At 31.7% G+C, this 23,518-nt stretch carries 33 protein-coding genes; 11 read left to right on the forward strand and 22 right to left on the reverse strand.

Features of this window, described 5'->3' with window-relative positions:
• Nucleotides 1-3: 3 nt before the first annotated feature.
• From ACP3TL_RS05490 to ACP3TL_RS05530, 9 genes are all read right to left on the reverse strand, one after another.
• The gene (locus ACP3TL_RS05490) at nucleotides 4-783 is read right to left on the reverse strand and encodes a helix-turn-helix domain-containing protein (RefSeq protein ID WP_285336713.1); all 780 of its coding nucleotides are present in this window, start codon (nucleotides 781-783) and stop codon (nucleotides 4-6) included.
• Nucleotides 780-1,448: a putative HNHc nuclease gene (locus ACP3TL_RS05495; protein ID WP_285325608.1), complete on the reverse strand. Its 669-nt coding sequence runs from the start codon at nucleotides 1,446-1,448 to the stop codon at nucleotides 780-782. Before ACP3TL_RS05495 ends, ACP3TL_RS05490 begins: the two co-directional genes overlap by 4 nt.
• Nucleotides 1,449-1,459: 11 nt before the next feature.
• Nucleotides 1,460-2,014, reverse strand: coding sequence for a single-stranded DNA-binding protein (locus tag ACP3TL_RS05500; protein ID WP_285325607.1), 555 nt, complete (start codon nucleotides 2,012-2,014; stop codon nucleotides 1,460-1,462).
• Nucleotides 2,015-2,563: 549 nt separating this feature from the next.
• Nucleotides 2,564-2,749: a hypothetical protein gene (locus tag ACP3TL_RS05505; protein ID WP_285325606.1), complete on the reverse strand. Its 186-nt coding sequence runs from the start codon at nucleotides 2,747-2,749 to the stop codon at nucleotides 2,564-2,566.
• A 13-nt stretch (nucleotides 2,750-2,762) separates the two neighbouring features.
• Nucleotides 2,763-3,542, reverse strand: coding sequence for an ATP-binding protein (locus ACP3TL_RS05510; RefSeq protein ID WP_285325605.1), 780 nt, complete (start codon nucleotides 3,540-3,542; stop codon nucleotides 2,763-2,765).
• Nucleotides 3,543-4,028 carry a siphovirus Gp157 family protein gene (locus tag ACP3TL_RS05515; protein WP_285325604.1) on the reverse strand — a complete coding sequence of 162 codons (486 nt, stop codon included), beginning with the start codon at nucleotides 4,026-4,028 and terminating at the stop codon, nucleotides 3,543-3,545.
• 11 nt (nucleotides 4,029-4,039) lie between these two features.
• A complete protein-coding gene (locus tag ACP3TL_RS05520; protein WP_285325603.1) occupies nucleotides 4,040-4,306 on the reverse strand; it encodes a DUF1108 family protein in 267 nt (88 codons plus the stop codon).
• Between the two features lie 63 nt (nucleotides 4,307-4,369).
• Nucleotides 4,370-4,555, reverse strand: coding sequence for a hypothetical protein (locus ACP3TL_RS05525; RefSeq protein ID WP_285325602.1), 186 nt, complete (start codon nucleotides 4,553-4,555; stop codon nucleotides 4,370-4,372).
• A gap of 11 nt (nucleotides 4,556-4,566) precedes the next feature.
• Nucleotides 4,567-4,839, reverse strand: a complete 273-nt coding sequence (locus tag ACP3TL_RS05530) for a hypothetical protein (RefSeq protein ID WP_285323144.1) — start codon at nucleotides 4,837-4,839, stop codon at nucleotides 4,567-4,569.
• Nucleotides 4,840-4,895: 56 nt separating this feature from the next.
• Here ACP3TL_RS05530 and ACP3TL_RS05535 point away from each other — a divergent pair, with 56 nt between their 5' ends.
• A complete protein-coding gene (locus tag ACP3TL_RS05535) occupies nucleotides 4,896-5,141 on the forward strand; it encodes a hypothetical protein (protein ID WP_285325601.1) in 246 nt (81 codons plus the stop codon).
• On the opposite strand, the gene ACP3TL_RS05540 is transcribed toward ACP3TL_RS05535, so the two are convergent.
• Nucleotides 5,138-5,293 carry a hypothetical protein gene (locus tag ACP3TL_RS05540; RefSeq protein WP_285325600.1) on the reverse strand — a complete coding sequence of 52 codons (156 nt, stop codon included), beginning with the start codon at nucleotides 5,291-5,293 and terminating at the stop codon, nucleotides 5,138-5,140. The two genes, ACP3TL_RS05535 and ACP3TL_RS05540, sit on opposite strands and share 4 nt — an antisense overlap.
• 83 nt (nucleotides 5,294-5,376) lie before the next feature.
• Between ACP3TL_RS05540 and ACP3TL_RS05545 the strand changes: the two genes are divergently transcribed.
• Complete coding sequence (locus ACP3TL_RS05545; protein ID WP_285323140.1) at nucleotides 5,377-5,616, forward strand: DUF1883 domain-containing protein; 240 nt, start codon at nucleotides 5,377-5,379, stop codon at nucleotides 5,614-5,616.
• A 26-nt stretch (nucleotides 5,617-5,642) separates the two neighbouring features.
• Here the strand turns inward: ACP3TL_RS05545 and ACP3TL_RS05550 are convergent, their stop codons facing one another.
• Nucleotides 5,643-5,798, reverse strand: coding sequence for a hypothetical protein (locus ACP3TL_RS05550; protein WP_285323139.1), 156 nt, complete (start codon nucleotides 5,796-5,798; stop codon nucleotides 5,643-5,645).
• Nucleotides 5,799-5,876: 78 nt separating this feature from the next.
• Between ACP3TL_RS05550 and ACP3TL_RS05555 the strand changes: the two genes are divergently transcribed.
• Entirely contained in the window at nucleotides 5,877-6,101 is a 225-nt protein-coding gene (locus ACP3TL_RS05555) for a hypothetical protein (protein ID WP_285325599.1), read from the forward strand.
• 102 nt (nucleotides 6,102-6,203) lie between these two features.
• Here ACP3TL_RS05555 and ACP3TL_RS05560 read toward each other — a convergent pair whose 3' ends face one another.
• Genes ACP3TL_RS05560 through ACP3TL_RS05570 form a run of 3 tightly spaced genes read right to left on the reverse strand, consistent with a single transcriptional unit; the run spans nucleotide 6,204 to nucleotide 7,478 of the window.
• A complete protein-coding gene (locus tag ACP3TL_RS05560) occupies nucleotides 6,204-6,428 on the reverse strand; it encodes a TscA family type II toxin-antitoxin system antitoxin (protein WP_285325598.1) in 225 nt (74 codons plus the stop codon).
• 11 nt (nucleotides 6,429-6,439) lie between these two features.
• A complete protein-coding gene (locus tag ACP3TL_RS05565; protein WP_285325597.1) occupies nucleotides 6,440-7,210 on the reverse strand; it encodes a phage antirepressor in 771 nt (256 codons plus the stop codon).
• Nucleotides 7,211-7,214: 4 nt separating this feature from the next.
• A complete protein-coding gene (locus ACP3TL_RS05570; protein WP_203217189.1) occupies nucleotides 7,215-7,478 on the reverse strand; it encodes a helix-turn-helix transcriptional regulator in 264 nt (87 codons plus the stop codon).
• Between the two features lie 138 nt (nucleotides 7,479-7,616).
• On the opposite strand from ACP3TL_RS05570, the gene ACP3TL_RS05575 reads away from it, so the two are divergent.
• The 5 genes from ACP3TL_RS05575 to ACP3TL_RS05595 all read left to right on the forward strand — a co-directional run bounded on the left by ACP3TL_RS05575 (nucleotide 7,617) and on the right by ACP3TL_RS05595 (nucleotide 12,654).
• Nucleotides 7,617-8,336: an XRE family transcriptional regulator gene (locus ACP3TL_RS05575; RefSeq protein ID WP_285325596.1), complete on the forward strand. Its 720-nt coding sequence runs from the start codon at nucleotides 7,617-7,619 to the stop codon at nucleotides 8,334-8,336.
• 277 nt (nucleotides 8,337-8,613) lie between these two features.
• Nucleotides 8,614-9,390, forward strand: a complete 777-nt coding sequence (locus tag ACP3TL_RS05580) for an Ltp family lipoprotein (protein ID WP_285325595.1) — start codon at nucleotides 8,614-8,616, stop codon at nucleotides 9,388-9,390.
• Nucleotides 9,391-9,578: 188 nt separating this feature from the next.
• Entirely contained in the window at nucleotides 9,579-10,112 is a 534-nt protein-coding gene (locus tag ACP3TL_RS05585) for a hypothetical protein (RefSeq protein WP_285325594.1), read from the forward strand.
• A 62-nt stretch (nucleotides 10,113-10,174) separates the two neighbouring features.
• The gene (locus tag ACP3TL_RS05590) at nucleotides 10,175-11,179 is read left to right on the forward strand and encodes a hypothetical protein (RefSeq protein WP_069878221.1); all 1,005 of its coding nucleotides are present in this window, start codon (nucleotides 10,175-10,177) and stop codon (nucleotides 11,177-11,179) included.
• A gap of 344 nt (nucleotides 11,180-11,523) precedes the next feature.
• Nucleotides 11,524-12,654, forward strand: coding sequence for a site-specific integrase (locus ACP3TL_RS05595; RefSeq protein ID WP_285325593.1), 1,131 nt, complete (start codon nucleotides 11,524-11,526; stop codon nucleotides 12,652-12,654).
• A 128-nt stretch (nucleotides 12,655-12,782) separates the two neighbouring features.
• Here ACP3TL_RS05595 and glnA read toward each other — a convergent pair whose 3' ends face one another.
• From glnA to hflX, 4 genes are all read right to left on the reverse strand, one after another.
• Entirely contained in the window at nucleotides 12,783-14,123 is a 1,341-nt protein-coding gene (gene glnA / locus ACP3TL_RS05600; RefSeq protein WP_285336712.1) for a type I glutamate--ammonia ligase, read from the reverse strand.
• 21 nt (nucleotides 14,124-14,144) lie between these two features.
• Nucleotides 14,145-14,513 (reverse strand): MerR family transcriptional regulator, encoded by a 369-nt coding sequence (locus ACP3TL_RS05605; RefSeq protein WP_002507792.1) that lies wholly within the window; start codon nucleotides 14,511-14,513, stop codon nucleotides 14,145-14,147.
• A 265-nt stretch (nucleotides 14,514-14,778) separates the two neighbouring features.
• Nucleotides 14,779-16,017, reverse strand: a complete 1,239-nt coding sequence (locus tag ACP3TL_RS05610; protein WP_285325592.1) for a methionine gamma-lyase family protein — start codon at nucleotides 16,015-16,017, stop codon at nucleotides 14,779-14,781.
• Between the two features lie 16 nt (nucleotides 16,018-16,033).
• Complete coding sequence (gene hflX, locus ACP3TL_RS05615; RefSeq protein ID WP_069832836.1) at nucleotides 16,034-17,269, reverse strand: GTPase HflX; 1,236 nt, start codon at nucleotides 17,267-17,269, stop codon at nucleotides 16,034-16,036.
• 95 nt (nucleotides 17,270-17,364) lie between these two features.
• Between hflX and ACP3TL_RS05620 the strand changes: the two genes are divergently transcribed.
• Nucleotides 17,365-17,838: a glutathione peroxidase gene (locus tag ACP3TL_RS05620; RefSeq protein ID WP_065337888.1), complete on the forward strand. Its 474-nt coding sequence runs from the start codon at nucleotides 17,365-17,367 to the stop codon at nucleotides 17,836-17,838.
• Nucleotides 17,839-17,970: 132 nt separating this feature from the next.
• On the opposite strand, the gene hfq is transcribed toward ACP3TL_RS05620, so the two are convergent.
• The 3 genes from hfq to ACP3TL_RS05635 are packed head-to-tail and all read right to left on the reverse strand — an operon-like array spanning nucleotide 17,971 to nucleotide 20,098.
• Nucleotides 17,971-18,189 carry an RNA chaperone Hfq gene (gene hfq / locus ACP3TL_RS05625; protein WP_002507796.1) on the reverse strand — a complete coding sequence of 73 codons (219 nt, stop codon included), beginning with the start codon at nucleotides 18,187-18,189 and terminating at the stop codon, nucleotides 17,971-17,973.
• Entirely contained in the window at nucleotides 18,161-19,138 is a 978-nt protein-coding gene (miaA, locus tag ACP3TL_RS05630; RefSeq protein WP_069832837.1) for a tRNA (adenosine(37)-N6)-dimethylallyltransferase MiaA, read from the reverse strand. Before miaA ends, hfq begins: the two co-directional genes overlap by 29 nt.
• Nucleotides 19,139-19,159: 21 nt before the next feature.
• Nucleotides 19,160-20,098, reverse strand: a complete 939-nt coding sequence (locus tag ACP3TL_RS05635; protein WP_069815940.1) for an alpha/beta hydrolase — start codon at nucleotides 20,096-20,098, stop codon at nucleotides 19,160-19,162.
• Nucleotides 20,099-20,409: 311 nt separating this feature from the next.
• Between ACP3TL_RS05635 and ACP3TL_RS05640 the strand changes: the two genes are divergently transcribed.
• On the forward strand, nucleotides 20,410-21,156 hold the full coding sequence (locus tag ACP3TL_RS05640; RefSeq protein ID WP_069832839.1) for a sulfite exporter TauE/SafE family protein: 747 nt from the start codon (nucleotides 20,410-20,412) through the stop codon (nucleotides 21,154-21,156).
• A 67-nt stretch (nucleotides 21,157-21,223) separates the two neighbouring features.
• Nucleotides 21,224-21,727 carry a MepB family protein gene (locus ACP3TL_RS05645; RefSeq protein WP_069832840.1) on the forward strand — a complete coding sequence of 168 codons (504 nt, stop codon included), beginning with the start codon at nucleotides 21,224-21,226 and terminating at the stop codon, nucleotides 21,725-21,727.
• A gap of 83 nt (nucleotides 21,728-21,810) precedes the next feature.
• Here ACP3TL_RS05645 and ACP3TL_RS05650 read toward each other — a convergent pair whose 3' ends face one another.
• A complete protein-coding gene (locus ACP3TL_RS05650) occupies nucleotides 21,811-23,484 on the reverse strand; it encodes a glycerol-3-phosphate dehydrogenase/oxidase (RefSeq protein WP_285325591.1) in 1,674 nt (557 codons plus the stop codon).
• Nucleotides 23,485-23,518 lie beyond the last annotated feature (34 nt).

Genomic DNA, 23,518 nt, shown 5'->3' on the forward strand with positions numbered 1-23,518 from the left:
CTCCTAATCCCAATAACTAGAGTCATACTTCATACGTTCTAGTTGGTCTTGTCCAGTAGGGTTTATTTCTTCTGTAAAGTCATTCATATAGCTTTCTTGACTTAAAAATGTTTTAGGGTACTTTTGATACTTCTTATTAGTAATAGTCTTCAAGTACTCTCTAGTTCCATCCATGATAGTTTCATAACTATGTTTCTTTAGCGCTGATTTAAATAAGCTAAATGCTTTTTTCTTGTCTAGCTTTTTATCATAAAGTTTCCACCAATTCTCAAAACGTTCACGCGTAACGTCAGTTGCGCTAGTATTATTCTTATTGTTGTTATTCTTAATATTGTTATTCTTAGTACTGTTATTCTTAGTGTCTTTATTTTGTATATCTACGTTTTGTATATCTACGTTTTGTATGTCTACGTTTTGTATGTCTACGTTTTGTATGTCTACGTTTTGTATGTCTACGTTTTGTATGTCTACAAAATTGAGACGTACGAAATGATGATTGATTGTATAGATGTTCTTGCTAAACCCGTTATCAGTTCTTTCTCTTTTTACAGAAATGATTTCTTTTTCAACAAGTTCTTTTCTATGGTTATAAAATCTGTTCTTGCTAATGTTTAGTTCGTGACATATTAGGCTAACACTAGGAAAAGCAGTATCTTTACCACCTGCATAAGAAGTTAGATAAGCATATATAGCTTTAGCTTCAATACTCAATTCTGTGTCTTTCATAACTTTCTTATAAACACTTCCGTATCCACCTGTAATGTCTATCAATCTATCGCTCATTGTTTCTCACCTCTTAACATGCTATTTAATTTGTCATCAACTGCTATCCAGCTATTCTGTAAGTGATATAAATCATCGAATGATTTAACACCTATATCATGCTGTTGATTATGATGCTTTCTACATAACGCAAGTACATGTTTATCATAATGATTCATTGTTTTACGGTTCATTCCACGCCCTACAGTTTCATAATGAGCTAAATCACTTCCAGGACTACCGCATATCACACAGTTACGATTGACCGTTGCCCAGTACAACATTGCTTTTTCACCTTGCAATAGTTCGCTTGTTTCAACTCTCATAGGTACTTGATGATGGAACATAAACGCTACGATTAATTCTATTAATTCACTTGCTACACGCTTAGTACAGTCCCTTAAACTAATTCGGTCATAGCCGTTCATTATTTCTAGTTCTGTTTGAAATCTTTGTCTCAATGCTTCTACTGGTTCTCCCCAATACAGTTCTATATCTCTACACAACGCGAATATCTTTTTCCGTTGGTCATTAGTAAGTAATTTATTATCTGGTACAGTCACATCTGCGTTTACTACGTAACCGTTATCTATTAACTCTGTATGACTAGTCTCTAATTCAACACCAGTGGCAACGACGGAATATGTACCGTCGTTATCCAATTGGTATCTAGTAATTTGTTGCATTTAATCACATCCTAGAATGGAAGGTCGTCATCATTTATATCAATAGGACCGTTAGCATTTGCGAATGGATTATCTTCGTCGTTTAATGAAGCTTTAGGTTGACTTTCTCCATTTTCTTCAGCCTTCATTTTCTCGTCTTTCGGAATTGGTTTATTAACTACACCATCACCATTTTTATATGGTTTAATATATGAAAAATCACTGAAATATTTCCCTTCATTTTTATTGAATTTCCATTTCAAAATCAGATGACAAGGCTTGTTTATTAAGTCATTCGTATCAAATTCTAGGCTAGGAAGATTTAAATTAACCCCTAAACGTGTTAATAACTCTATTAATTGCTTTTCTTGGAACTCGTATTTATAAGGTGGTACAAATTGATTGTGTTTATACTGCTTACCTTCGTCATTTTCAAAAATGATAGTAAAATAGCGATTTTCATTATCTTTAAATTCAATGTCCTTAACTCTAACTGTGTATTCTCCTGCTTGAAATCCTGCTGAACCGTTATAGAATTTATCTTGGTTTGTATCTTTTACATATTGCGTTTGTCCTGTAATTTTCATAATTGAATTGCTCCTTTTTGTTTATAATATTTACTGATACAATTTATTTAGTTTGTTTTAGAAAGAGGTGAAATATACTTATGCTATGGTGCTTAGTCATCTTTGGTTGTTTTATTTTAGTTTTTATATACTATTATTTATCTTTAATAAAAAAGTCGCTTAATAGATTTAACGATTTAACTTATTATTTAAATTTACATATCGAACATTTATATAATTTAAATAACGGTGAAGTAAACAATCGTAAAGCTAACGAAATTCTATTTAAAGGCAGTTTAATTAGTGTTTTGATAAAGGATGTCTTTGTTTTAGATCAATACGACATAATGAATCCATCAAGAGTTCAAGATAAAATAATACAACTTCAAAACAATAGAGAACTTGAAGATAAAAGGCTTAACGATTTAAAGAACCCAAAATACGCTATAGAGAGAACTCTTTCTTTACCGGCGAGATTGCTAAACATAGTAATACCAATACAAATGTCCTTGGGTATAAAATATTTAATAAACTTTATTTTTTGGGTATTAACTGTATTAATACCTTTTGTCACCAAAGTAATGGAAATATTACAAAACTACATAAAATAACCAATGCGATTAAAATTAATACAACAACAAACACATTGAATATTAAATTAAAAGTTCTTGAGATATCGCCTAGCAAACGGTATATATCTTTCCAAACTATCTTAAGCAAATCTTCTTGAGATAGTTTATTTTTATCTTCGTTCATAATTATCTCTCCTTTAGTTTCCGTTTCTAATTGCTTCTACTACGTCGTTAATACTGGGGTTAACAAACCGTTTGTCATTGATCGTCACACTTTGTGAGTGTCTAATTTTCGTTTCGAACAAACTTGAAGGTTCTGCATTTAACACATAGTCGTAATTTTTTTGACCGTCTACTTCTGTTTCTTCAATAGTCATTCTTGCTAATACATCTGATTGGCTCACTACAGCTTTTTTAATCTGTTCTTGTGCTTCAATTGTGATAGTTGGATTGATTGTTCCACCTTCATCGTCTTTGTCCTTATTGATGCCCTCATGTCCACTGATAGCTAAGTGGAATTGATACTTCTCTTGTAGCTTAGAAATAAATCGATACATACTAACAATTCGTGTAGCTGTTTCGCCCCAATCATTAAATGTAGGCTTTCTATTTTTGCCGCTCATAACATCATCAATTGTTATATCTCTTAACTTCTGTATAGTTTCAATTACAACTACATCTATTTCTTTGCCATGCTCGCGTAACTTTTCTAATATCTGTGGCAAAGACTTAATTACATATGAAAAGTGTTTATAATTTTTAACTGATACAACTGCACCATCTTCTGTAACTGTTGTTCCATCTTCATTAATATCAAGTACAAGCGCGTTATTATCTTTAGTTAAGAAAGTCGTTTTCCCAGTACCAAACTTGCCGTAAATAGCAAACTTATAAAATTTATTAGCATTTTGTTTACTGATATCTTTAACTCCTAGTTGAGTTAAAAGGTCTGCTTGTTCATTGTTTTGTTCAATCATTTATCTCACCCTCAAACTTTGTGTTTGTTTAATTTCCACACCGTCAACATCGTCATTTTCTTTAATATGTTTCAACAATGCTTTTTTATCTAATTTGGGCGCTTGTGAAAGCCAAAAGTCACTTGGTATGTGTTTTTCTTCAATTACATTTAAAGAAGGTGGATTATTTTGAATGTTGTAACTGTTCAATGCTGTTTTGAATTTAGTTTTACCTGTTGCTTCCATATACACTTTCAATGATTCTTTCAAGCGATCAATACCATTCTTGTTAGTTGTCTTACGTTGTTGTAGTCTCTTGATTTCGTCATCTATGGCTTTGTTGTCACTTTCTAGTGATTTGATAACTGATACATAACCATCTGCTTTATCTTCTAAAGCGTCGTTGATGCTTTCCAGTGTGTCGTTTAAGGCTTGTTCATCACCTTGTTCTGCGATTAAGTCGTAAACTTGTTTATAATTGTCAGTTAGATTAAATAATGTACTCATTTATATTCCTCCTACCATGTCATCACAGCGCTCATTACTCTATCAGCTTCATCGGTGTTCTCATCTATCCATTTGAATACGGATTGTTCTAAGATTTCTCTTGCAGTGTTTACTCCTAGTTCTTCATCAGCTACTAAGATTTCATCTATAAATACATTGTCTAATGTTTCAACAGATATATTTACTTCAAATTGCGTCATCTTTCTAACACGTAAGATGAATTGGAACCCTTGAACATTAATTACTTTCTTACTTTCATCATTGATTCTGTAATACATTTGACGACCTCCATTAATTAGGTGTATATTTAAGTAGTATATTTTTGTCTTAATTCTCGACCGTTAAACGTGCCCACGCTTAGCGGTCTTTTTTTCTGTCTTTAAATAGTTAATCCAACCGTCCCAAGCCATGTAGCTAAAGCAAACAGCTACCCAGTAGATTAGAAATAAGTGGATAAAGTCTTTCGTGAATATCAAAGCTATGAAGAATATGACCACTGCTGTTGATAATGCTAGTAAACCTCTCATTGTTATCCCTCCTATTTTCCTAACCTGTCTATAACTACAGACAAGGCATTTTTTATTTCTGGATATTTATATAAAACTCTTGTGCCAATTCTTCTAGTTACTGCAACAACCTCTGGTTCACAAACAATTTTCTGTTCTAATGTTGATTGACTCAATCCAGTCATCTTAACTAAATCTTTCATATCGACTGTAACGAGTGTACGTTTATAAGTTTTTAGAATTTCTTTAACTTTTTCGTCTACCATTTTGTTGATGTGATCATCATTGATTTGAAGATTTAACATAGTATCTGCTCCTTTCTGGTATAATTTATTTATCTGTGTGCAAAGGGGGTGTTATTATGAATAAACAAGAACTTTTTGATTTACTTCAAGATATTGATGATAATCTAAGTGATGATATGTTTTCCGAAGAAAATGTTTCTAAAAGACTGCAAAAACATCTAAATGAAGATGGGAATTTGGAATATACCAACGCTATTCCGTATTGCATATCTGAGTCTCGAACTTATGCCCAAAATCTAATCATGGGCGTTTTAATACGTTCTGGATTAATTGAACATATGAAAAGCGACTTAAAAGATTAATAAATATCAACTTTTCTTTTTTTACTTAGTTTTTCAACAAGTTCATCAGTATCAATATTTAATCTATAGTTTTTGTTTTTCCCAACACTCTTAATCTCTTCCGCCAAGATGACGATTAGGAGTGTTATTTTTAATACTTGTTTTAAGTTCATACTTAATCCTCCTATAGCTTTTATTATTATAGTTTCGTACAATAGTGTTATCGCTACTGCGATAGTGGGTGGTGAAATTTAATATGGTTGCTAAAATCCCAACTTTTGAGTCTAATGGTTCTCTTACTGTCGAGGTTAAATTAGACAATGCTTCAAATGTTATTTTGGTGAACAAAATTAATTATCGTAAATATTTAAAAGGTCAGAGATTCAGCTATTATGGTGGTTACTTTGATAGAAACCCTGCTGTAATAACTATTAATGAATCTGGAATTTTTTATTTGATTGTCGATAGTAGTTCTTATTCCTTTAGATACTTTTAGGATCAAGCTCTCGTCTTATTCGAGGGCTATTTTAATGTTGCATTATCATAAAACTCTCTAAAAACTGAATCTAATATTTTATTGAAATTATTTATGGTTAGATTATATTTAACTAAAACATCTATAATTTCTTGTATTGCTTTTTCTTCGTCTTTTTCACTAATGATTTTTTCAAATTTCATTCCGTTTCCTCCTATTGTTCGAAATTTCTTATATTGCGCAATATGTTTTCTGCTATAATCACCTAAGGAGGTGATATTATGTCTAAATATGAAGATATTGTTATTGAGTCTGTTAATCATGTTCAATCTGAATTTTTTACCCAAGAAGATATAGATTCTAAGATGGACGAAATTACAGATTTTGATGGTAATGTCGATATTAACGCGTTGTTTAGTTATATAGTTGAACTGAACACTAGTTATTCAGCAACCCTACTTGCTGATACACTGGAGCGTTTATCTGACAATGGTTTACTCAAATAATAATTTGCAGCGTCTACTTATTTTTAGTAGGCGTTTGTTTTATTTCTGTAACTTTCAAATCTACTTCCAAACCCTTTATTTTATCCCTCATTGAATTTCCTCCTACTGTTCGAATTCTAAATCAAAGTTTTGTTCTATCTGGTCAATCGCCCACTCAATCATTGATTCCAAATGTTCTTCTCTATCTACTTCATATGAATGTTCAATATTGCCAAGCCCTTTTAACGAAGTAACATCACTATGAATAAAAGTTGGACCCTTATCTTGTTTTGCTAAATGCAATGTAATTACAATGTTATTTAATTTTTCGATTTGTTCTTGTGTCATTTAAGTTCCTCCTATATTTTTATTACCTCTGCTTCATAACCGAAGTCAGTAAGTAATTCATGTATTTTTAATCTGCCTTTTTGTGTCCATTTTGTTTGTGGTTGTGTATCTGGTGTTCCATCTGAACGAACGATATTTATCGTTTCTGACTTTGTATAACCTTTGTTCATATGTTCTGTATATAACACCCATTGTTTACCTACTCGACGTTGTATACGTGCTTCATGTAGTAATTTATTTAATTTTTGAGCAGACAGACCGTAATCAGCTGCAATTTGAGTTATCGTCATAGTTCCTGGCGATTTTAATATTTCATCTACATAGTCAGCTTTGGGTTTAAGTTCTCCAATTTCTTGTTTTAAAAGTAAATTATTTTCTTTTTCTTGTTTGTATTCCATAAGAATATTGATAATGTAATCTGGGTCTTTCATAGTTTGTTCTATTACATTTTCAGTAGCGTAGATGCCATGTTTGCGAATAGAGGGTAAAACTTCTTCAAATACCCATTCTTCAAACTCTTCTGCTTGTGGTAATTTTGAATTGGTTATTAATCTGTAAAGATTACCTTCATCAATAAATTTTTTGTTTTGATTACCTCCCATCGAAGGGACTAGGTGATTCGCCCACCCCTTTAATTTTGTATGTTGCTTTATTGCTTTATAAGGGTCTTTGTATCCTAATTTCTTGGCTACTTCTGTCGCTGGAAACCATTCTTTCCCTTCAATAGTTAAGACTTCTAAATTCCCAAACTTTGAATTTTGAAATAACTGTAATTCATTCATGATTTCAACACTCCTGTTTATCTTTATAATTTATAATTACTGAATTCTTTTTCTTTTCCCTTAATACGAAATTTTCGTATTCGTTACCTAAAAAAATATCATCATAACTAACTTGGAATGCTGCTAGGTATTTTGATAACAAGCTATCTTTTATATTTGATGAATCTTTTTCCATATTTTGTATGGTACGAGAAGAAACTTTAAATAGTTGCGCTAATTCTATCTGAGTTAAACCGTTGGAAATTCTCAACTCTTTTAATGTTCTCATTAGCATCACCGCCTTTCGATACACCAACTATAATACGATTTTTTCGTACTGTCAACACATAAATTCGTTTTTTTCGTATAAATCATTTACATTTGTCCGTTTATTTCGTATAATACGAAATAAGGAGGTGCTATTGTTATGGAAAAAAATCACCGTAATAAAGTAATAGCAGCTAATATAAAAAAATTAATAAAGGAAAATAAAATTAGCCAAAAAGAATTAGCAAGTAATATAGATATATCTCCATCAACTTTAAGCGATTATTTAAACTTACGTTCTAACCCTTCTCATGGGGTTATACAAAGAATCGCTAATTACTTCGGAGTAATGAAAAGTGATATAGATTCAACGTATAGAGAGAATAATGATATAACAGAAATTTATAATAAATTAGAAGAAAAAAGAAAAAAACGTGTTTTAGCATACGCAGAACATCATTACTCAGTGCAGCAACAAGGTGAGAGTATTATTTACCTACAATCATATAAAGATTCTAAGACTGAAGAAGTAACTGTAAATGGTTACGTATCAGCAGGCACCGGTGAAACTTTAGTAGATGATATAGAATTCACAGTGAACTACCCTGCTGGCGTTGTTCCACCCCACGATTTCGCTTTACAAGTTAATGGTGATTCTATGGAACCACTTTTTGAACACAAAGAAATTATATTTGTAGAAGAAAATACAAGTATTAATAGTGGGCAATTAGGTGTATTTGTTGTAGACGGTGAAGCATACGTTAAAAAAGTATTTATATATCAAGATCACATACGTTTAGTTTCTCTAAATTCTAAATATGAAGATATGAATTTTTACGGAGATTCTGATGTTAAATTTGCAGGCAGAGTTATTCTCTAATTTTTTAACTATAAATTTACAAAATTAACAAAAAATACTATATCGAAACAATACACGTGTCTTTGTACACGTGTGCAATTAAATATATTGTTCAGGATAAAAGTATATGTGAATTAAATAAATAAACTACATTTTTAATAATATGTATATCATTCTGAATATTGTGTAAAATGTTAAAAAAGAATTTTCTATACCTACTACAATTCATAATATATTTTATGTACACTAATAATTAATATGTTTTTATAACATAAATATATTATTAGGAGAATTTATAATGAATAATGATTTTAAAACTTTCGATAGTATGGAAAGCTCAACTAAAAAACCAAAATGGTACGAACGAAGTTTATTAGTTATTTTAGCACTTATATTTATTTACCCTGTGGGTTTAGCTTTAATGTGGGGATTCAAAAAGTGGAAATTATGGATAAGAGTTGTGATTACTTGCTTATTTGTAATAGTTTATTTGAGTAGTCTTGGAAATAACGATGGGGAGAAAGTTAATAACTCCTCCAATCAAAAAAACCAGGCCAATAACGATTTAAAGAAAGAATTAAAGAATGTAAACGCAGAAAATAAGGACTTAAAAAAAGAAATTAAAGAACTTGAAAATAATAATGATAAAGAAGATAAAAAAGATGAATCTTCTAAAAAGACAAGTGTACAAAATGATGTCAATAAAGGATCGGAAATAGAAAAAGATACAAAAGAACCTGCAGCTAAACAAGATACGAACGAAAATAAACCAAACCGCGAAGCAAAAGCTGCATTAGGTTCAGCTAAAACATATGCTGATACAATGCACATGTCTAAAGATGCTATTTACGACCAATTAACTTCTTCAGCAGGTGACAAATATCCAGAAGATGCAGCACAATACGCTGTCGATAATCTAGAAGCAGATTATAATGAGAACGCTTTGAAATCTGCTGAAAATTATTTAGACATGATGGATATGTCTGACGATGAAATTTACTCTCAACTTACTTCAGATGCTGGTGATAAATTCACTCCTGATGAAGCTAAATACGCTGTCGATCATTTAGAATGATTAAAATAAAGGAAGATAACTATCAAAACCAAAGATAAAATAGCTTTAACTATGTGCTTTTTAGTTATAATACTAGCTATATTAATTACATAATAATATTTGGGCAGTCACCACTGCCCTATATATTTTTATCTTTTTATAGTTAAAATTTAACCACTTATAATCAATAAAGTTAAGGAGAATGTGAAATGAAAAAGGTAGTATTTTTATTATTAGCAAGTTTTCTGGTGTTAACAGCATGTGGGAGTGAAGAAGAAAGTAGGTTAGAAGACAAGAAAGAAACAAAATCGTCTGATAAAGAAAGTAAGAAAGATGATAAGAAATCTGATGAAGATAAAAAGAGCAAACCGGACGATAAATCTAACGAAGAAGTAGCAAACGAGGAAACACAAGCACAAGAGCAACAAAGTACAGAACAACCTGTACAATCTCAAGAGCAAGTAAATACTCAAGAACAGCAACCTGTCCAGTCGCAAGAACAAGCACCTGTAGTTGAGGAACAAGACGGTTTAACAAGTGGACCAACTGAAGAAAACCCCGCCAACCTTAATCCTAATGAAGAACAAAATACTAATATGAATGGTGAACATGTGGTTTCTCCAGGTTGGACACAAGACGAACAAAGCGCAGCATATGAAGAATACAAACAAGGTAAAGAAGCACAAGCAGCAGCCGGACCAAATGCGGTACCTGGTGCTGGATTAATGGATTTAGATGAATAATTCTACGGGCAGTCACCACTGCCCTATATATTTTTATAAATTATTATTGAGGAGAATGTAGAATGGAAGGAATTAATAAAGAAATATTAAATGTTTTTGAAAAGAATAATTTAAATATCCCAAATATACCTGAAAATAGAAATTATTGGTTACTTCGTACTGAAGGAGGCAATTGGTATGAAGAATTTACTAGCGAAAAATTTATTGCTATTGGTTGGAATAAACTTGATAAAAAAGATTACTGTGAAAGTGTTAATAAAGAACTAGCTTTAAGAATTTTAGATAACTATTATCCTGAGAACAAGCAACAAACTTTAGTTATTAACAATATTAATAAATTCTACAATAAAATGAAAATAGGAGATATTGTGATTCTACCGTCCGAAGGCTCACAAGTCTTAATGTTTTGCGAAATAACAAGTGATGTATATAATCAAAATATTTCACAAACTGAAATTGATGAAGGTAACTGTCCATATGTTAAAAGACGTAAAATAAAAACGATTAAATTGATTAGTAAAAGAAACTTAGATTTAAAATTGTTTAAAATGCTCCAAAGTCATCACACAATTTCTGATATTAATGATTACTCTAATGAAATTGATTCATCACTACATGATTTTTACGTTAAAGGTGAAAAAATAGTTTATTCTATTAAAATAAATAAAAAAACTACTCTATCAGCGGAAAATTTAAGGACATTAACTAATATTCCATGGATTGCAAACGAATATTTACATAATGATTTTTATAATCTCTCAGATTTAATGAGTACTATTTATATAAAGTCGCCAGGTAAACAAGAATATGAAGGAAAAGGTAAAAATGCCGCCAAATACTTTGTTGGTTTTTGTATAATAAGCAATATTTTATTAGGTGGCAAAGTTGAAATAAAAAATTTCACTATAGAAACTAATGGTTTAGCTGAAGAGTATATAAAGATAAATGAACAAAAATTAAAAGAAGATCATGAAAAAAATCGACACCAAGAAGAAATGGAAAAACTGAAAATACAAGGTGAAGCAGAAGTTCCAGATATAAATAAATATAAAAAGACACCTAACTAATAGATGTCTAGAAATTTAACATTAGTAAATATAATTATAACAGATACTAAAAAGGAAGTGATTTTAATTGAGTGAATATTATAAAACTTAAATATTTCAAATATAAATTTCAGTAAATAAAAAGCAATAATATATATAGGTACCAGGAGAATCACAAACATTGAAACTTTAGTTAAAATGTTTAAAATAGCAATAATTATTTCCATAGCGTTCTCCCTCCTTTTACTTTTTTATTTATTATACTTTATATTTTTGAATTAAACAACATTAAAATGGGCACCCATACCGTGCCCTATATATTTTTATCTTTTTTACCAAATAACAGCTCTAAAAGGAGTGATAGAATGGCACAAATTGAAAAAAGAGGTTCTAAATGGAGATGTAGAGTTTTTTATCATAACGAAAAGGGAGATAGAAAATCAATCTCTAAGAGTGGTTTTAGAACTAAGAGTGACGCTAAACGTGCAGCTGTTGAATTAGAGAATTCTCTGAATACAGGTATGCAAGTACAAAAAGATTATTTGTTAGATGACTGGATGGAATATTATTTAAAAACTTGGCGCAATGATAAACTTAGTCAAAGCACAATTGAAATAGAAAAATTTTCAAAAATGAGAGTTCTAAAATTTTATGGAAACATCCCTATAAAATCAATAACATCATCATTACACCAAGAGTTTATAAATGACTTAATAGAAAAAGGATACAGTAAGTCAACGATTAAGAAATCTCATTCTTTTCTAAACCGAGCTTTGCAACAAGCTGTTTACGACCGTATTCTACATTTTAATCCATGTGATAACGTAGAATTGAAACATAGAGATTTAAAAAACCCTGAAAAAGCACAATATATACCAAAAGATAAAATAAAACCGTTTTTAGCAGCCGTAAAAAAACGAGATGTATATCAATATTATATGTTCAGATTTATGGTAGAAACAGGAATACGTGTGGGAGAAGCTAACGCTTTATTTTGGTCTGATTATGACAAAAAAAATAAAACTATTTCAATTACTAAGTCTTACGATCAAAAAAACGATAGATGGAATCCTACTAAGAATAAAGAAGATAGAACAATATATATAACAGAAGATTTGGCTAAAGAGCTAACTAAATTGAAGTATCTACAAAATGCTAACAGAATAGTCAATGAAGATATTTACAATGATTCACATGATTTTATATTTTGTAATTCTTTTGGTGACCCTATACCTCGAAGTACAACTCATAATACTATGAAACATGTAACAGAAAATATATTAGGTTTAGAAAAAGGTTTAAGCATCCACAAATTAAGACATACTCACGCGACGTTGTTATTAGAAAGTGATGTACCTATGAAAGTAATTCAAGAAAGATTGGGTCATAAAACAATGAGCGTGACTGAACAAGTATATAGTCACGTAACAGAAAACATGAATCATAAAGCAAAAGAGGACTTTGAAAAGTTCATTCAAGAAAAAGAAATCTTTTAAAGTCTGCACCCAAAATGCACCCAACACACTTCTTAAAATTAAATGGGTGCAAAAAAACAACCCGAAATCATTCATTCAGAATGACCCGAGTTGTTGATATTACTAATATTACCCCTCTTGCTTAGCACCTAGTATTCTTTAAGGTATTGTTCTCTTTCCCATTCAGAAACTTGTGTTCTATAATAATCCCACTCAATTGATTTAGAGTTAATAAATTGATTATAAATATGATTGCCTAAAGCTTCTTTAATTGGTGCGTTATTTTTCATTGCTTTAACAGCAGTGTATAAAGTTGAAGGTAAATCTTCTATACCAACAGCTTCACGTTCTTCGCGATTCATTTCATAAATGTTTTGGTTAACTGGTTCTGGAACTTCTAGTTTATTTTTAATACCATCTAAACCTGCTTCTAAAAGTGCTGCTAATGCTAAATATGGATTGGCAGCTGGATCTACTGAACGTACTTCAACACGTGTAGATAATCCACGAGAAGTTGGTACACGGATTAATGGTGAACGGTTTTTACCACTCCAAGCGATATAACATGGTGCTTCGTAACCTGGAACTAAACGTTTGTATGAGTTTACTAAAGGATTACATACAGCTGTGAAACCACGTGCGTTTTTCAAAGTACCTGCTATGAAATGATAAGCATCTTTCGTCATTTGCATATCGCCATCTGGATCATAGAATGCGTTCTCTTTGCCCTTGAATAATGACATATTAAAGTGCATCCCACTACCATTAACACCGAATAAAGGTTTCGGCATGAACGTCGCATGTAGATTATGTTGACGTGCAATTGTTTTTACAACAAGTTTAAATGTTTGAATTTTATCACAAGCTGTAATTGCATCTGCATATTTAAAGTCGATTTCATGTTGACCTGGTGCGACTTCATGGTGACTCGCTTCAATATCAAAGCCCATGTCTTCAAGTTCTAATACAATATCACGACGACAATTTTCACCTAAATCTGTTGGCGCAAGGTCAAAGTATCCACCATTATCATTTAATTCTAATGTTGGTTCACCTTTTTCATCTAATTTAAATAAGAAGAATTCTGGCTCAGGCCCTAAATTCAAATCTGAGAATCCTAATTCTCTCATATTTTCTAAGACACGTTTTAAGTTTGAACGTGGGTCACCTTCAAATGGTGTATGATCTGTTTTATAAACATCACAGATAAGTCGAGCAACTTTTCCTTGTCCTGCTGTCCATGGGAAGATAACCCATGTATCTAAATCTGGGTATAAATACATATCTGACTCTTCAATTCGAACGAAACCTTCAATTGAAGAACCATCAAACATCATTTCATTATCTAATACTTTTTCTAGTTGGCTAACTGGTACTTCTACGTTTTTAATTATGCCTAAAATATCAGTAAATTGTAAGCGTAAATATCTTACGTTTTCTTCTTTAGCAAACTTATGAATATCTTCTTTAGTAAATGTACGTTTTGGCATTGTAAATGTCCCCCGTTAATATTATTTGATAAAACGTGATAAGTCACCACGATTTATCGGTATTGCTTCTCGTTGTGGTTTCTGGGTAGCTTCAACTATCATTTGTTTTCTTGTTTCTTGTTCATCATCAGAAAGATGACTTTGCTCTTCATTAAGAATTTGCTTAATACCCTTGATATTAAATCCTTTTTCAATCAGTTTTTTAATTTCTAAAAGTCGTTCCAAATCATTTAATGAAAAGAGCCTCTTATTGCCTTCTGAACGTTGTGGTTTAATCAGTTCATGTGTTTCATAGTAGCGAATTTGTCTTGCGGTTAATTCACTCAATTTAGTTACAACACTGATAGAGAATACAGGCATATTGCGTCTTAATGTATCGTTTGACTTCAATTCCCTCACCTCTATTTTTGAACTTGTTCTAAATTTAGCACAATTTTTCAATAATTTCAAAAATATGTAAGGTTTCCTCACATATCCTTTGAACCCTTGGTATCACTAACGTGCGTCTTATCAACATTTATAAATCATATTAATTTTTAGAAAATTCCTTTAATTTGTTCAAAAAAATCCATATATTTTATCTAAATTCACATCATTAGCAAGTATATTACTTCAAAATGTGTGTTTGATAGAATACATGGATTTTAGCTTCCTTTTATATCAGTTGCTGTGATTTAAGATTTGCTGCAGCTCTTGTTACTGCCAATTTCACATGCTCGTAAGTTAAGCCACCTTGTACATAGGCTTCATATGGTGGTCGAATTGGACCATCAGCTGATAATTCAATAGACGAACCTTGGATAAACGTACCAGCAGCCATAATAACATCGTCTTCATAGCCTGGCATAGAAGCAGGTTCTGGCTTAAAGTGCGCGTTAATCGGTGAAGCATGTTGAATACTTTGGCAAAATTGAATCATTTGCTCTTTGGTATCAAATTCAACTGTTTGTATAAGATCCGTTCTTGGAACATCATATCTTGGTTTTGTACGCATGTTCATTTTTTCTAATAATAGACTCGTAAACAATGCGCCTTTTAAACTTTGGCTAACAACATGAGGTGCTAAGAAAAAGCCTTGGTACATTTCTTGTAATGAGTTAAGGGAGGCGCCCGCTTCTTTACCTATACCAGGGGCAGTTAAACGGTATCCACATCTAGCAACTAATGATTCTTTGCCGGCAATATAACCACCAATTTTAGCTAAGCCACCACCTGGATTTTTAATTAATGATCCAGCAATTAAATCTGCACCGCATTCTATCGGTTCATGCGTTTCAACGAATTCACCATAACAATTATCTACAAAAATAATCACGTCCGGATACTGTGATTTTATTGTTTGAATTGCGCTCTTAATCACTTCTAAATTAAGAGAAGGTCGTTGATCATACCCTTTAGAACGTTGAATTGCAATAACTTTGGTTTGTGGTTTGATTTGATTCATTACTTCTTCTATATCTATATCATCATCTTTTAAATCAACTTTATTATAACTCACGCCGTATTCTTTCAAACTTTCAATACCATTTCCATTTATGCCAATAACCTCTAATAAAGTATCATAAGGATTTCCTGTTATATATAACAGCTCATCACCATATTTTAATGTGCTTTGTAAAGCAATCGTTATCGCATGGGTACCTGAAATAATTTGCGGTCTGACAATAGCATCTTCTGCTTTAAAAACATGAGCATAAATTTCTTCTAAATGGTCTCTACCAAAATCATCATAGCCATAACCAGTAGTGCCTTGCAAGTCATTTTCAGTTGCTCTAACCGCATGAAATGCATCTAATACTTTTTCCTGATTAACATATGCTGTTGCCTCAATGTTTCTGAAATATGGTGCTAATGTTTCTTCTGTATTAGCAATCAGCTGTTTCATATCTTCCATTAATCATTACTTCCTTCTATTCTTTTTTATATCCTTTAATTTCATAAGTCGCATCATCTTCATTAAATATTAATTCTGAGACAAGTGTATGCTGTTTGAGAAAATATAATCTATCCGCATTCGCACTTGGTATGCTTTCTTCATAATATGTGAGTGCTTTTTGCACTTGATCAAATAGCAATTGTTTTACTTTGTCTATATCTGCTTCATCTCGACTAGAAACAAATACCGATGGCTTATTCGTTGTCGGTGTCGCGCCTTCATGTAAATCTTTTTTATTAAATATAATCGCTTGCGGAATTTGTGCCATATCTAAATCTGCAACAATTCCATTCACAGTATCATATTGCGCTCTATACTCAGGATGACTACTATCAACGACATGTAATAATAGATCCGCATTTTTTGCTTCTTCAAGCGTTGATTTAAAAGCTGCAATTAATGTCGTTGGCAGCTTTTGAATAAATCCAACTGTATCTGAAATAATTAAGTTAAACCCATCGTTTATCTGGATTTGTCGTGTTTTAGGATCAAGTGTTGCGAATAATAAATTCTTTTCATATGTTGTTTCATTGGCAAGCATGTTAAACCAAGATGATTTACCTGCGTTCGTATAACCTATGAGTGCAACTTGGAAAACATGGTTCTGTTCACGTTTATTACGATAACGTTCACGATGTTCAACTACTGTTTCTAATTGATGTTTAATTTCATTCATTCTCGTTCTAATATGACGGCGGTCCATTTCTAGCTTCGTTTCACCAGGGCCTCTTGTCCCAATACCGCCACCTAAACGTGACAAACTACGTCCATGTCCTTGCAATCTTGGCATTAAATAATCAAGTTGCGCTAATTCAACTTGTAATTTACCATCTTTACTGCTTGCTCTTAATGCAAAAATCTCTAATATTAATTGCGTTCTGTCGATAATTTTCACATTTAAATTTCCATTTAGCGCTTTTGATTGTGCTGTTGTTAATTCATCATTAGCAACAACGACATCGATATCATGATATTCAATATACGCTCGAATATCTTCTAATTTCCCTTTACCAACATAATATTTTCTATCAAAATGCGTTCTGTTTTGAGTAAACTGTTCTTGAACGTTTAGTTGACACGTTTCTGACAATGATGCTAATTCTTCCATTGTCGACTCAAAATCAAATTCATCATCATTTTGAGCATGTACTCCAACTAAAATAGCTGTTTCTAATTCTTTTTTTGTATTATAAGTTTGTTGTTGGGTCATAACATGCACCTCTTTTCTTAGCTATTCTATCATAGTGTATATATAAAGACTACAGCGCCAATTTATGTTAGATTATTTATAAGAGGTGAATTAAAATGACTATATATGACATAGAAGTTCAGAAACCAAATGGAGAATCGTACAAATTAGATACGTACCAAGGACAACCCATGTTAATTGTTAACACGGCTAGTGAATGTGGTTTTACACCACAGTTCGAAGGACTTCAAAGTTTATATGATAAATATAAAGATCAAGATTTTATAGTATTAGGTTTCCCTTGTAATCAATTTGGAGGTCAAGAGCCTGGCACTGGTGAAGAAGCTACACAAAACTGTAAAATTAACTATGGCGTTACTTTCCCAATGCATGAAAAAGTTGATGTCAAAGGTGAAAATCAACACCCACTATTTGAATTTTTAACTAAAGAACAAAATGGTGTCTTCAATGAAAAAATCAAATGGAACTTCACTAAATTCCTAGTAGATAAAGATGGTAAAGTTGTAAAACGCTTTTCTCCACAGAAAAAACCTAATCAAATCGAATCAGAAATTGAAGCATTATTATAATTTGAAGATTTTATGATTTTCTGAAACAATATTAATCATTACAATATCTATAAATAAATATAAGCTACACTAGATATCAATTAATCTAGTGTAGCTTTTTTAGTTTTTAATTTTTAATTATATATTTTCTGATTATGATGTTTGAGGTGCATCATCAATTGTAAAAGTACTGATAGCATGTTTATAAATAAAATGCTGTTTACCTTGAGATAATAAGCATACTACATACTTATCATAATCCTCAATAACACCTTTCATTTGAAAACCATTCATTAAAAACACAATCACTTTTGTTTGATCAGTCTTAAATTGTCCTAGGAATTTATCTTGGATGTTTTCTGTTGTCTTCATGTTCTATACTCCTTTTCTTTATTTGGACTGAAACTTCATCTAACATCGATGAAAGTGACATTTTCTCTTTATCTAACCATACTACGTCTAGCTTATTTTTGAACCAAGTCATCTGTCGCTTTGCATAGTTTCGAGAATGTTGCTTTAATTTATCTATTGCGTCATTTTTATTTGTACCGCACTTCACTACAGGCAACATTTCTTTATAGCCTATAGCTTGCATACTTTGACATGATTCATATCCCGCATCTACGAGTTGTTTCACTTCATCAAGTAAACCACGTTCCAACATTATATCTACGCGTTTATTTATTCTTTGATATAATATGTCACGCGACATTTCTATCCCTAATAATAATGTATCATAATTTTCTGTATATTGTTGAACTTTCTTTCGAGAACTTAAAAGTTTTTTTGTTTTTAAATAATATTGTATTGCCCTGCGCACTCTTTTTCTATTATTAGGATGAATATCTTCTGCTGACTCACTATCAAATGATGATAAATACTGATGTAACGCTTCATTTGATAGCTGATCTAATTCTGCTAATTTTTTATCTACTACTTCACTTTCTTCTTCTGTGATTGTTTCATCTTCAAACGCATAATCGTGAATCAGAGACTGGATATATAAGCCCGTGCCTCCAGCAATTATAGGCACACATCCTCTATCAGTAATCTCAGTTATTAATTGCTGGGCTCTATTTTTAAAATCAAATGCAGAAAATGTTTCATCTGGTTCTAATATATCTATCATATGATGTGGCACGCCTGACATTTCATCTGGTGTAATCTTTGCTGTACCTATATCCATATGCTTGTATACTTGCATTGAATCGCCACTGATAATTTCACCATTAAATTTTTTCGCTAATTCAATGCTAAATTCTGTCTTTCCAACAGCAGTCGGTCCTACAAGTACGATTAAAAAAGGTTTATCGTTATGCACGTGTATATCAACTCTCTTTAGTTATTTACTATTATTATTTATCTTTTTTAAAATTTGCTTTTCAATCCATTCATACATGTTATTCCATGTAATATCAGAATCCGTATCGAATAAAACTTCATGGCGTTTATTTTTGTATAAATGGACTGTTACATGTTTCACACCACAGCGTTTATATAATTTTCCTAGTTTTCTAATACCTTTACCTTTGCCACCTAACGGATCGTCTTTACCCGATATGAGTAGTACAGGAAGTTCTGTATTCATTTTTTCAATATTTTTTACACGACTTGTGGCTAATGCGTGTTTTATTATTTGGTATATAAGTTGATTGGAAACTAAAAAACCAGTATTCGGATCTTTTATAAATTTAGCCACTTCTCGAGCATCGCTAGATAACCAATCGCTTGAAGTTTTTTGATTTTTGATATCTTTATTGAATGATTTATACATTAATCGGTTAATCCACTTCAATCGACGTCGTTTCCCTAATATTAAAGTAATGATTTTCATTAATGCAGCAATGGGTAGACCTAAATACTTTGGATATTGTGCTGTGCCACTAAGAATTAAACCTTGCGCTGCATCAGGATATTTTTGAGCAAATACACGCGCTATAATAGAACCCATAGAATGACCAATCATAATGTATGGGATGTTCGTATAGTGTGTACACATTGTTTGAGCAATTTCATATGTATCATCCGCTACTTGCGATATATCATCTATATGTCCGCGTTCTTTTTCATTTATTTCTTTACCATGGCCTCTATGGTTATGGCGTAATACATCATATCCTTGTTGATTAAACGATTCAACAAGTTCATCATATCTTCCCATATGTTCTGCCATACCATGAAGCAAATGTACAACACCAATTGTTTCATGTTTGGCTTTATCTAATTTCACTTCTAACATTGTGCCATCTTCAACAGTAATCTTAAATTCCTTTTGACTCATGTGATAGCCCCCAAATCATGCATCATTTCAATCTTCTTATACTATACAATATACCCTCAAAATTCAATGTTATCAAATAGAATGCAAAACGTTAACCACTAGACAACGATATATTAAAAAACATTGATTTTATAAATACTTAAGAAAATGTTCTCACCAATAAAAATGCAATAATCCTTCGAAACCCTAATATGATTCTATTTTAAAAATGTTATACTCAATATCAAGTATTGAATCAATAATAGGTATTGAGTTAATCATGCTCATCATAAAATGTAAAACAAACAACAATTCGTCGAGGAGGACATCTAATGGATATAACGATTTTTATTTTTATTTTATTAGCTATATTCTTAGGTGCTTTAGTCCGAACATACTTTGGCTTTGGAGAAGCTTTAATCAGCATGCCTTTATTAGCTTTAATAGGTTTAGATATAAAAACAGCTATATCTTTAGTGGGTATCGCTGGTCTAACTGTGGCTTTATTCAATATTTTTTCTGAAATGAAGCATATTAAATATAAGACTTTGGCAGTCATGATGTCCGGTAGTTTAATCGGCATACCTATAGGCATATGGATACTCCATCATTTTGATACTGGAAAAATACAATTACTGTTAGCTATTTTTCTAATCTTTTATGGTATTTATGCATTTATCAAGACCGTTTTTCTTACCCATCACGCTAAAATTAAACTTAAATCTTCTCTATGGGAAGTTTTGGCAGGACTTGTTTCCGGCGTGCTAGGCAGTGTTTATAACTCTCATGGTGTACCAATCGTTATTTTCGGAACGCTAAGTCAATGGCATATTAAAGACTTTAAAAGTACAATTCAGGCTCATTTTCTATTAACAGCTATCTTTGTTGTCATAGGTCAATTGTTGGGTGGTATATGGACGAGTCAAACTATTCAATTATTCTTAGCTACTTTACCTGTATTGATTGTTGCAGTTTTATTAGGTAAGTATTTATCGAAAAAGACACACCATAATCATTTTGAAAAATGGATTTATATTTTTATAGTTATCTTAGGTATATTAATGCTTTCAACACAGTAATTAGATTTTATATTACTTGATTCAGAAAACAAAGACTTAAATATAATTTAGCAAAGGTTGGTTTATTATGTTTGAAAATTATGCTTCTAAAAAGTTAATAAATAAAATGCACGAAATGGTAAATGACTTTTCTCCAATTAATTTTGAAGTTGAAAAATGGAATCATGAATATGAGGCTTTTAATTTTAACTTAGCCCATCATACTTTTAAAAGTCGGTTAGCTAAGAAGACACCTAAAAAAACTGGTTATTTTGTTGCAATGTGGCATAAAAATGAAATAGCTCAAAATACTCCTTTTAATTGCGAGGGTTCTAAAGATTACTTGGTTATTAATATTATTGATGGTGATCGTAAAGGACAATTTATTTTTCCGAAAGATATTTTGTTAGCAAATGGCGTCTTAACTTCAACCCAATACAAAGGCAAAATGGCAATGCGTGTTTATCCCAATTGGGAATCAAATTTAAACAAGACTGCATTAAAAACACAAAAGTGGCAAAGCCCTTACTTTTTAGATTTATCTGTCCCTTTCAACGAAAAAGATATCTATACATATTATGATATAAAGTAACACAAAGATATATTGAGGTAGACAAACAAAAACTGGCGACAAAGTCCTAAGACCTTGTCGCCAGTTTTACTATTTATACATATTTATTCTTTAACTGCTGGTTGGTTATTACCTGTTTGTGCTTCTGTAATCGCAGTTTCTAATTCTTTTGTATATAATTCTTTTTGAATATTTGTATAGCCTAATAATTCAGCCATTACATCAATTACTTGTTCTTTATAATTTAATACATCATCAATTTTGAAATATAATTTACCTGTACGACGGATAAAGAAATCTGTTGGACGGTGAACCATTTCATTTTGAATTGAATAAATTAATTCTGTGTAGATATCTAATGGTAAACCAGTTTCTTGATATTGCGCAGTTTGTGCAATTTTGAATAGCTCTTCAGCGTTTGAACCATATTTAGATACAAAGTGACGTGCAGTCGCTTCGTCTATTTGATAAGCTTTTGCATCTTCAACTTTTTGTTCAATATATTTATCAAAGTTTTTACTGCCGCCTACATCGCCGCCAGAGATTGGTAAGTGTTTTGTTGCCGCTTTAGCGAAAGTAAGTTTATATTCTGATTTTAAGCGTTTTGCTAATAAATCAACAATTTCTACTGCCATATGACGGTAACCAGTTAATTTACCACCTGCAATTGTTAATAAACCAGATTTACCTTCCCAAACTTCGTCTTTACGAGAAATTTCCGAAGGATCTTTACCTTCTTCTAAAATAAGTGGTCTTACACCAGCCCATGATGATTCGATATCTTCATCAGATACGTTAACATCAGGGAACATATAGTTAATTGCTTCAATTAAATAATCTCTATCTTCTTGGTTAACTAATGGTGATGTCTTAACATTGTCATAAAAAGTATCTGTAGTACCAACATATGCTTTGCCTTCACGTGGAATAGCAAAAATCATACGGCCATCTTTTTCTGTATCAAAGTATACAGCTTGACCTAGTGGGAATTTAGATTGATCAATTACAACATGAACACCTTTTGTTAAACGTAATTCTTTATTGTTACGTGCATAATCGCCACTACGTACTTCGTCTACCCATGGTCCACTTGCATTGATAACTTTTTTAGCTTTAATTGGGTAAGTTTCATTGCTAATTTGGTCTTCTACTTGAATACCATTAACTGTTTCATTTGAATCATATGTGAAATGAACAGATTTTGTATGGTTAATGATAGTAGCGCCTTTTTCTTCAGCACGTTTCATTACCTCGATAGTTAATCGAGCATCGTCTGTACGGTATTCAACATAAGAGCCACCAGCTTTAAGACCAGCTTTTTTAACAAGTGGTTCTTTTGCAAGTGTTTCTTTTGCATTTAACATTGTTTTACGTTCAGCTTTTTTAACACCTGCTAATCTATCATAAACGCCTAAACCAATCGATGTAGTGAATTTACCCATAGATCCGCCTTTATGCAATGGTAATAACATGCGTTCTGGTGTTGTTACATGTGGACCATTTTCATAAACAATCGCACGTTCGCGACCAGTTTCTGCTACAACGCCTACTTGTAACTGTTTTAAATAACGTAATCCACCATGTACTAATTTAGTAGAACGTGAACTTGTACCTTGTGCAAAGTCTTGCATTTCTACTAAAGCGACTTTCATACCTCTGTTACTGGCATCTAAAGCAATCCCAGCTCCGGTAATTCCGCCACCAATAATCACAACGTCATAAGCGTCATTTTTCAATTCTTTCTTAATCTGTTCTCTTTTTAAAGTTGATAAACTCATAAAATCCAGCGCCTCCTAAAGTATTAAAAAAAGA

This window comes from Staphylococcus caseorum (genome assembly GCF_049943195.1).
Classification (GTDB): domain Bacteria; phylum Bacillota; class Bacilli; order Staphylococcales; family Staphylococcaceae; genus Staphylococcus; species Staphylococcus equorum_A.

Bases quoted from the DNA above. Each gene is read 5' to 3' on its own strand.
- ACP3TL_RS05650 (WP_285325591.1), bottom strand. From the start codon at position 23,484: ATGAGTTTATCAACTTTAAAAAGAGAACAGATTAAGAAAGAATTGAAA.
- ACP3TL_RS05575 (WP_285325596.1), top strand. From the start codon at position 7,617: ATGGAAAAAAATCACCGTAATAAAGTAATAGCAGCTAATATAAAAAAA.
- ACP3TL_RS05545 (WP_285323140.1), top strand. From the start codon at position 5,377: ATGGTTGCTAAAATCCCAACTTTTGAGTCTAATGGTTCTCTTACTGTC.
- ACP3TL_RS05505 (WP_285325606.1), bottom strand. From the start codon at position 2,749: ATGAACGAAGATAAAAATAAACTATCTCAAGAAGATTTGCTTAAGATA.
- ACP3TL_RS05645 (WP_069832840.1), top strand. From the start codon at position 21,224: ATGTTTGAAAATTATGCTTCTAAAAAGTTAATAAATAAAATGCACGAA.
- ACP3TL_RS05570 (WP_203217189.1), bottom strand. From the start codon at position 7,478: ATGAGAACATTAAAAGAGTTGAGAATTTCCAACGGTTTAACTCAGATA.
- hflX (WP_069832836.1), bottom strand. From the start codon at position 17,269: ATGACCCAACAACAAACTTATAATACAAAAAAAGAATTAGAAACAGCT.
- ACP3TL_RS05635 (WP_069815940.1), bottom strand. From the start codon at position 20,098: ATGAGTCAAAAGGAATTTAAGATTACTGTTGAAGATGGCACAATGTTA.
- ACP3TL_RS05510 (WP_285325605.1), bottom strand. From the start codon at position 3,542: ATGATTGAACAAAACAATGAACAAGCAGACCTTTTAACTCAACTAGGA.
- ACP3TL_RS05540 (WP_285325600.1), bottom strand. From the start codon at position 5,293: ATGAACTTAAAACAAGTATTAAAAATAACACTCCTAATCGTCATCTTG.
- ACP3TL_RS05595 (WP_285325593.1), top strand. From the start codon at position 11,524: ATGGCACAAATTGAAAAAAGAGGTTCTAAATGGAGATGTAGAGTTTTT.
- ACP3TL_RS05620 (WP_065337888.1), top strand. From the start codon at position 17,365: ATGACTATATATGACATAGAAGTTCAGAAACCAAATGGAGAATCGTAC.
- glnA (WP_285336712.1), bottom strand. From the start codon at position 14,123: ATGCCAAAACGTACATTTACTAAAGAAGATATTCATAAGTTTGCTAAA.
- ACP3TL_RS05580 (WP_285325595.1), top strand. From the start codon at position 8,614: ATGAATAATGATTTTAAAACTTTCGATAGTATGGAAAGCTCAACTAAA.
- ACP3TL_RS05500 (WP_285325607.1), bottom strand. From the start codon at position 2,014: ATGAAAATTACAGGACAAACGCAATATGTAAAAGATACAAACCAAGAT.
- ACP3TL_RS05590 (WP_069878221.1), top strand. From the start codon at position 10,175: ATGGAAGGAATTAATAAAGAAATATTAAATGTTTTTGAAAAGAATAAT.
- ACP3TL_RS05610 (WP_285325592.1), bottom strand. From the start codon at position 16,017: ATGGAAGATATGAAACAGCTGATTGCTAATACAGAAGAAACATTAGCA.
- ACP3TL_RS05640 (WP_069832839.1), top strand. From the start codon at position 20,410: ATGGATATAACGATTTTTATTTTTATTTTATTAGCTATATTCTTAGGT.
- ACP3TL_RS05525 (WP_285325602.1), bottom strand. From the start codon at position 4,555: ATGAGAGGTTTACTAGCATTATCAACAGCAGTGGTCATATTCTTCATA.
- hfq (WP_002507796.1), bottom strand. From the start codon at position 18,189: ATGAAGACAACAGAAAACATCCAAGATAAATTCCTAGGACAATTTAAG.
- ACP3TL_RS05495 (WP_285325608.1), bottom strand. From the start codon at position 1,448: ATGCAACAAATTACTAGATACCAATTGGATAACGACGGTACATATTCC.
- ACP3TL_RS05515 (WP_285325604.1), bottom strand. From the start codon at position 4,028: ATGAGTACATTATTTAATCTAACTGACAATTATAAACAAGTTTACGAC.
- ACP3TL_RS05585 (WP_285325594.1), top strand. From the start codon at position 9,579: ATGAAAAAGGTAGTATTTTTATTATTAGCAAGTTTTCTGGTGTTAACA.
- ACP3TL_RS05565 (WP_285325597.1), bottom strand. From the start codon at position 7,210: ATGAATGAATTACAGTTATTTCAAAATTCAAAGTTTGGGAATTTAGAA.
- ACP3TL_RS05555 (WP_285325599.1), top strand. From the start codon at position 5,877: ATGTCTAAATATGAAGATATTGTTATTGAGTCTGTTAATCATGTTCAA.
- ACP3TL_RS05535 (WP_285325601.1), top strand. From the start codon at position 4,896: ATGAATAAACAAGAACTTTTTGATTTACTTCAAGATATTGATGATAAT.
- ACP3TL_RS05530 (WP_285323144.1), bottom strand. From the start codon at position 4,839: ATGTTAAATCTTCAAATCAATGATGATCACATCAACAAAATGGTAGAC.
- ACP3TL_RS05520 (WP_285325603.1), bottom strand. From the start codon at position 4,306: ATGTATTACAGAATCAATGATGAAAGTAAGAAAGTAATTAATGTTCAA.
- ACP3TL_RS05550 (WP_285323139.1), bottom strand. From the start codon at position 5,798: ATGAAATTTGAAAAAATCATTAGTGAAAAAGACGAAGAAAAAGCAATA.
- ACP3TL_RS05560 (WP_285325598.1), bottom strand. From the start codon at position 6,428: ATGACACAAGAACAAATCGAAAAATTAAATAACATTGTAATTACATTG.
- ACP3TL_RS05490 (WP_285336713.1), bottom strand. From the start codon at position 783: ATGAGCGATAGATTGATAGACATTACAGGTGGATACGGAAGTGTTTAT.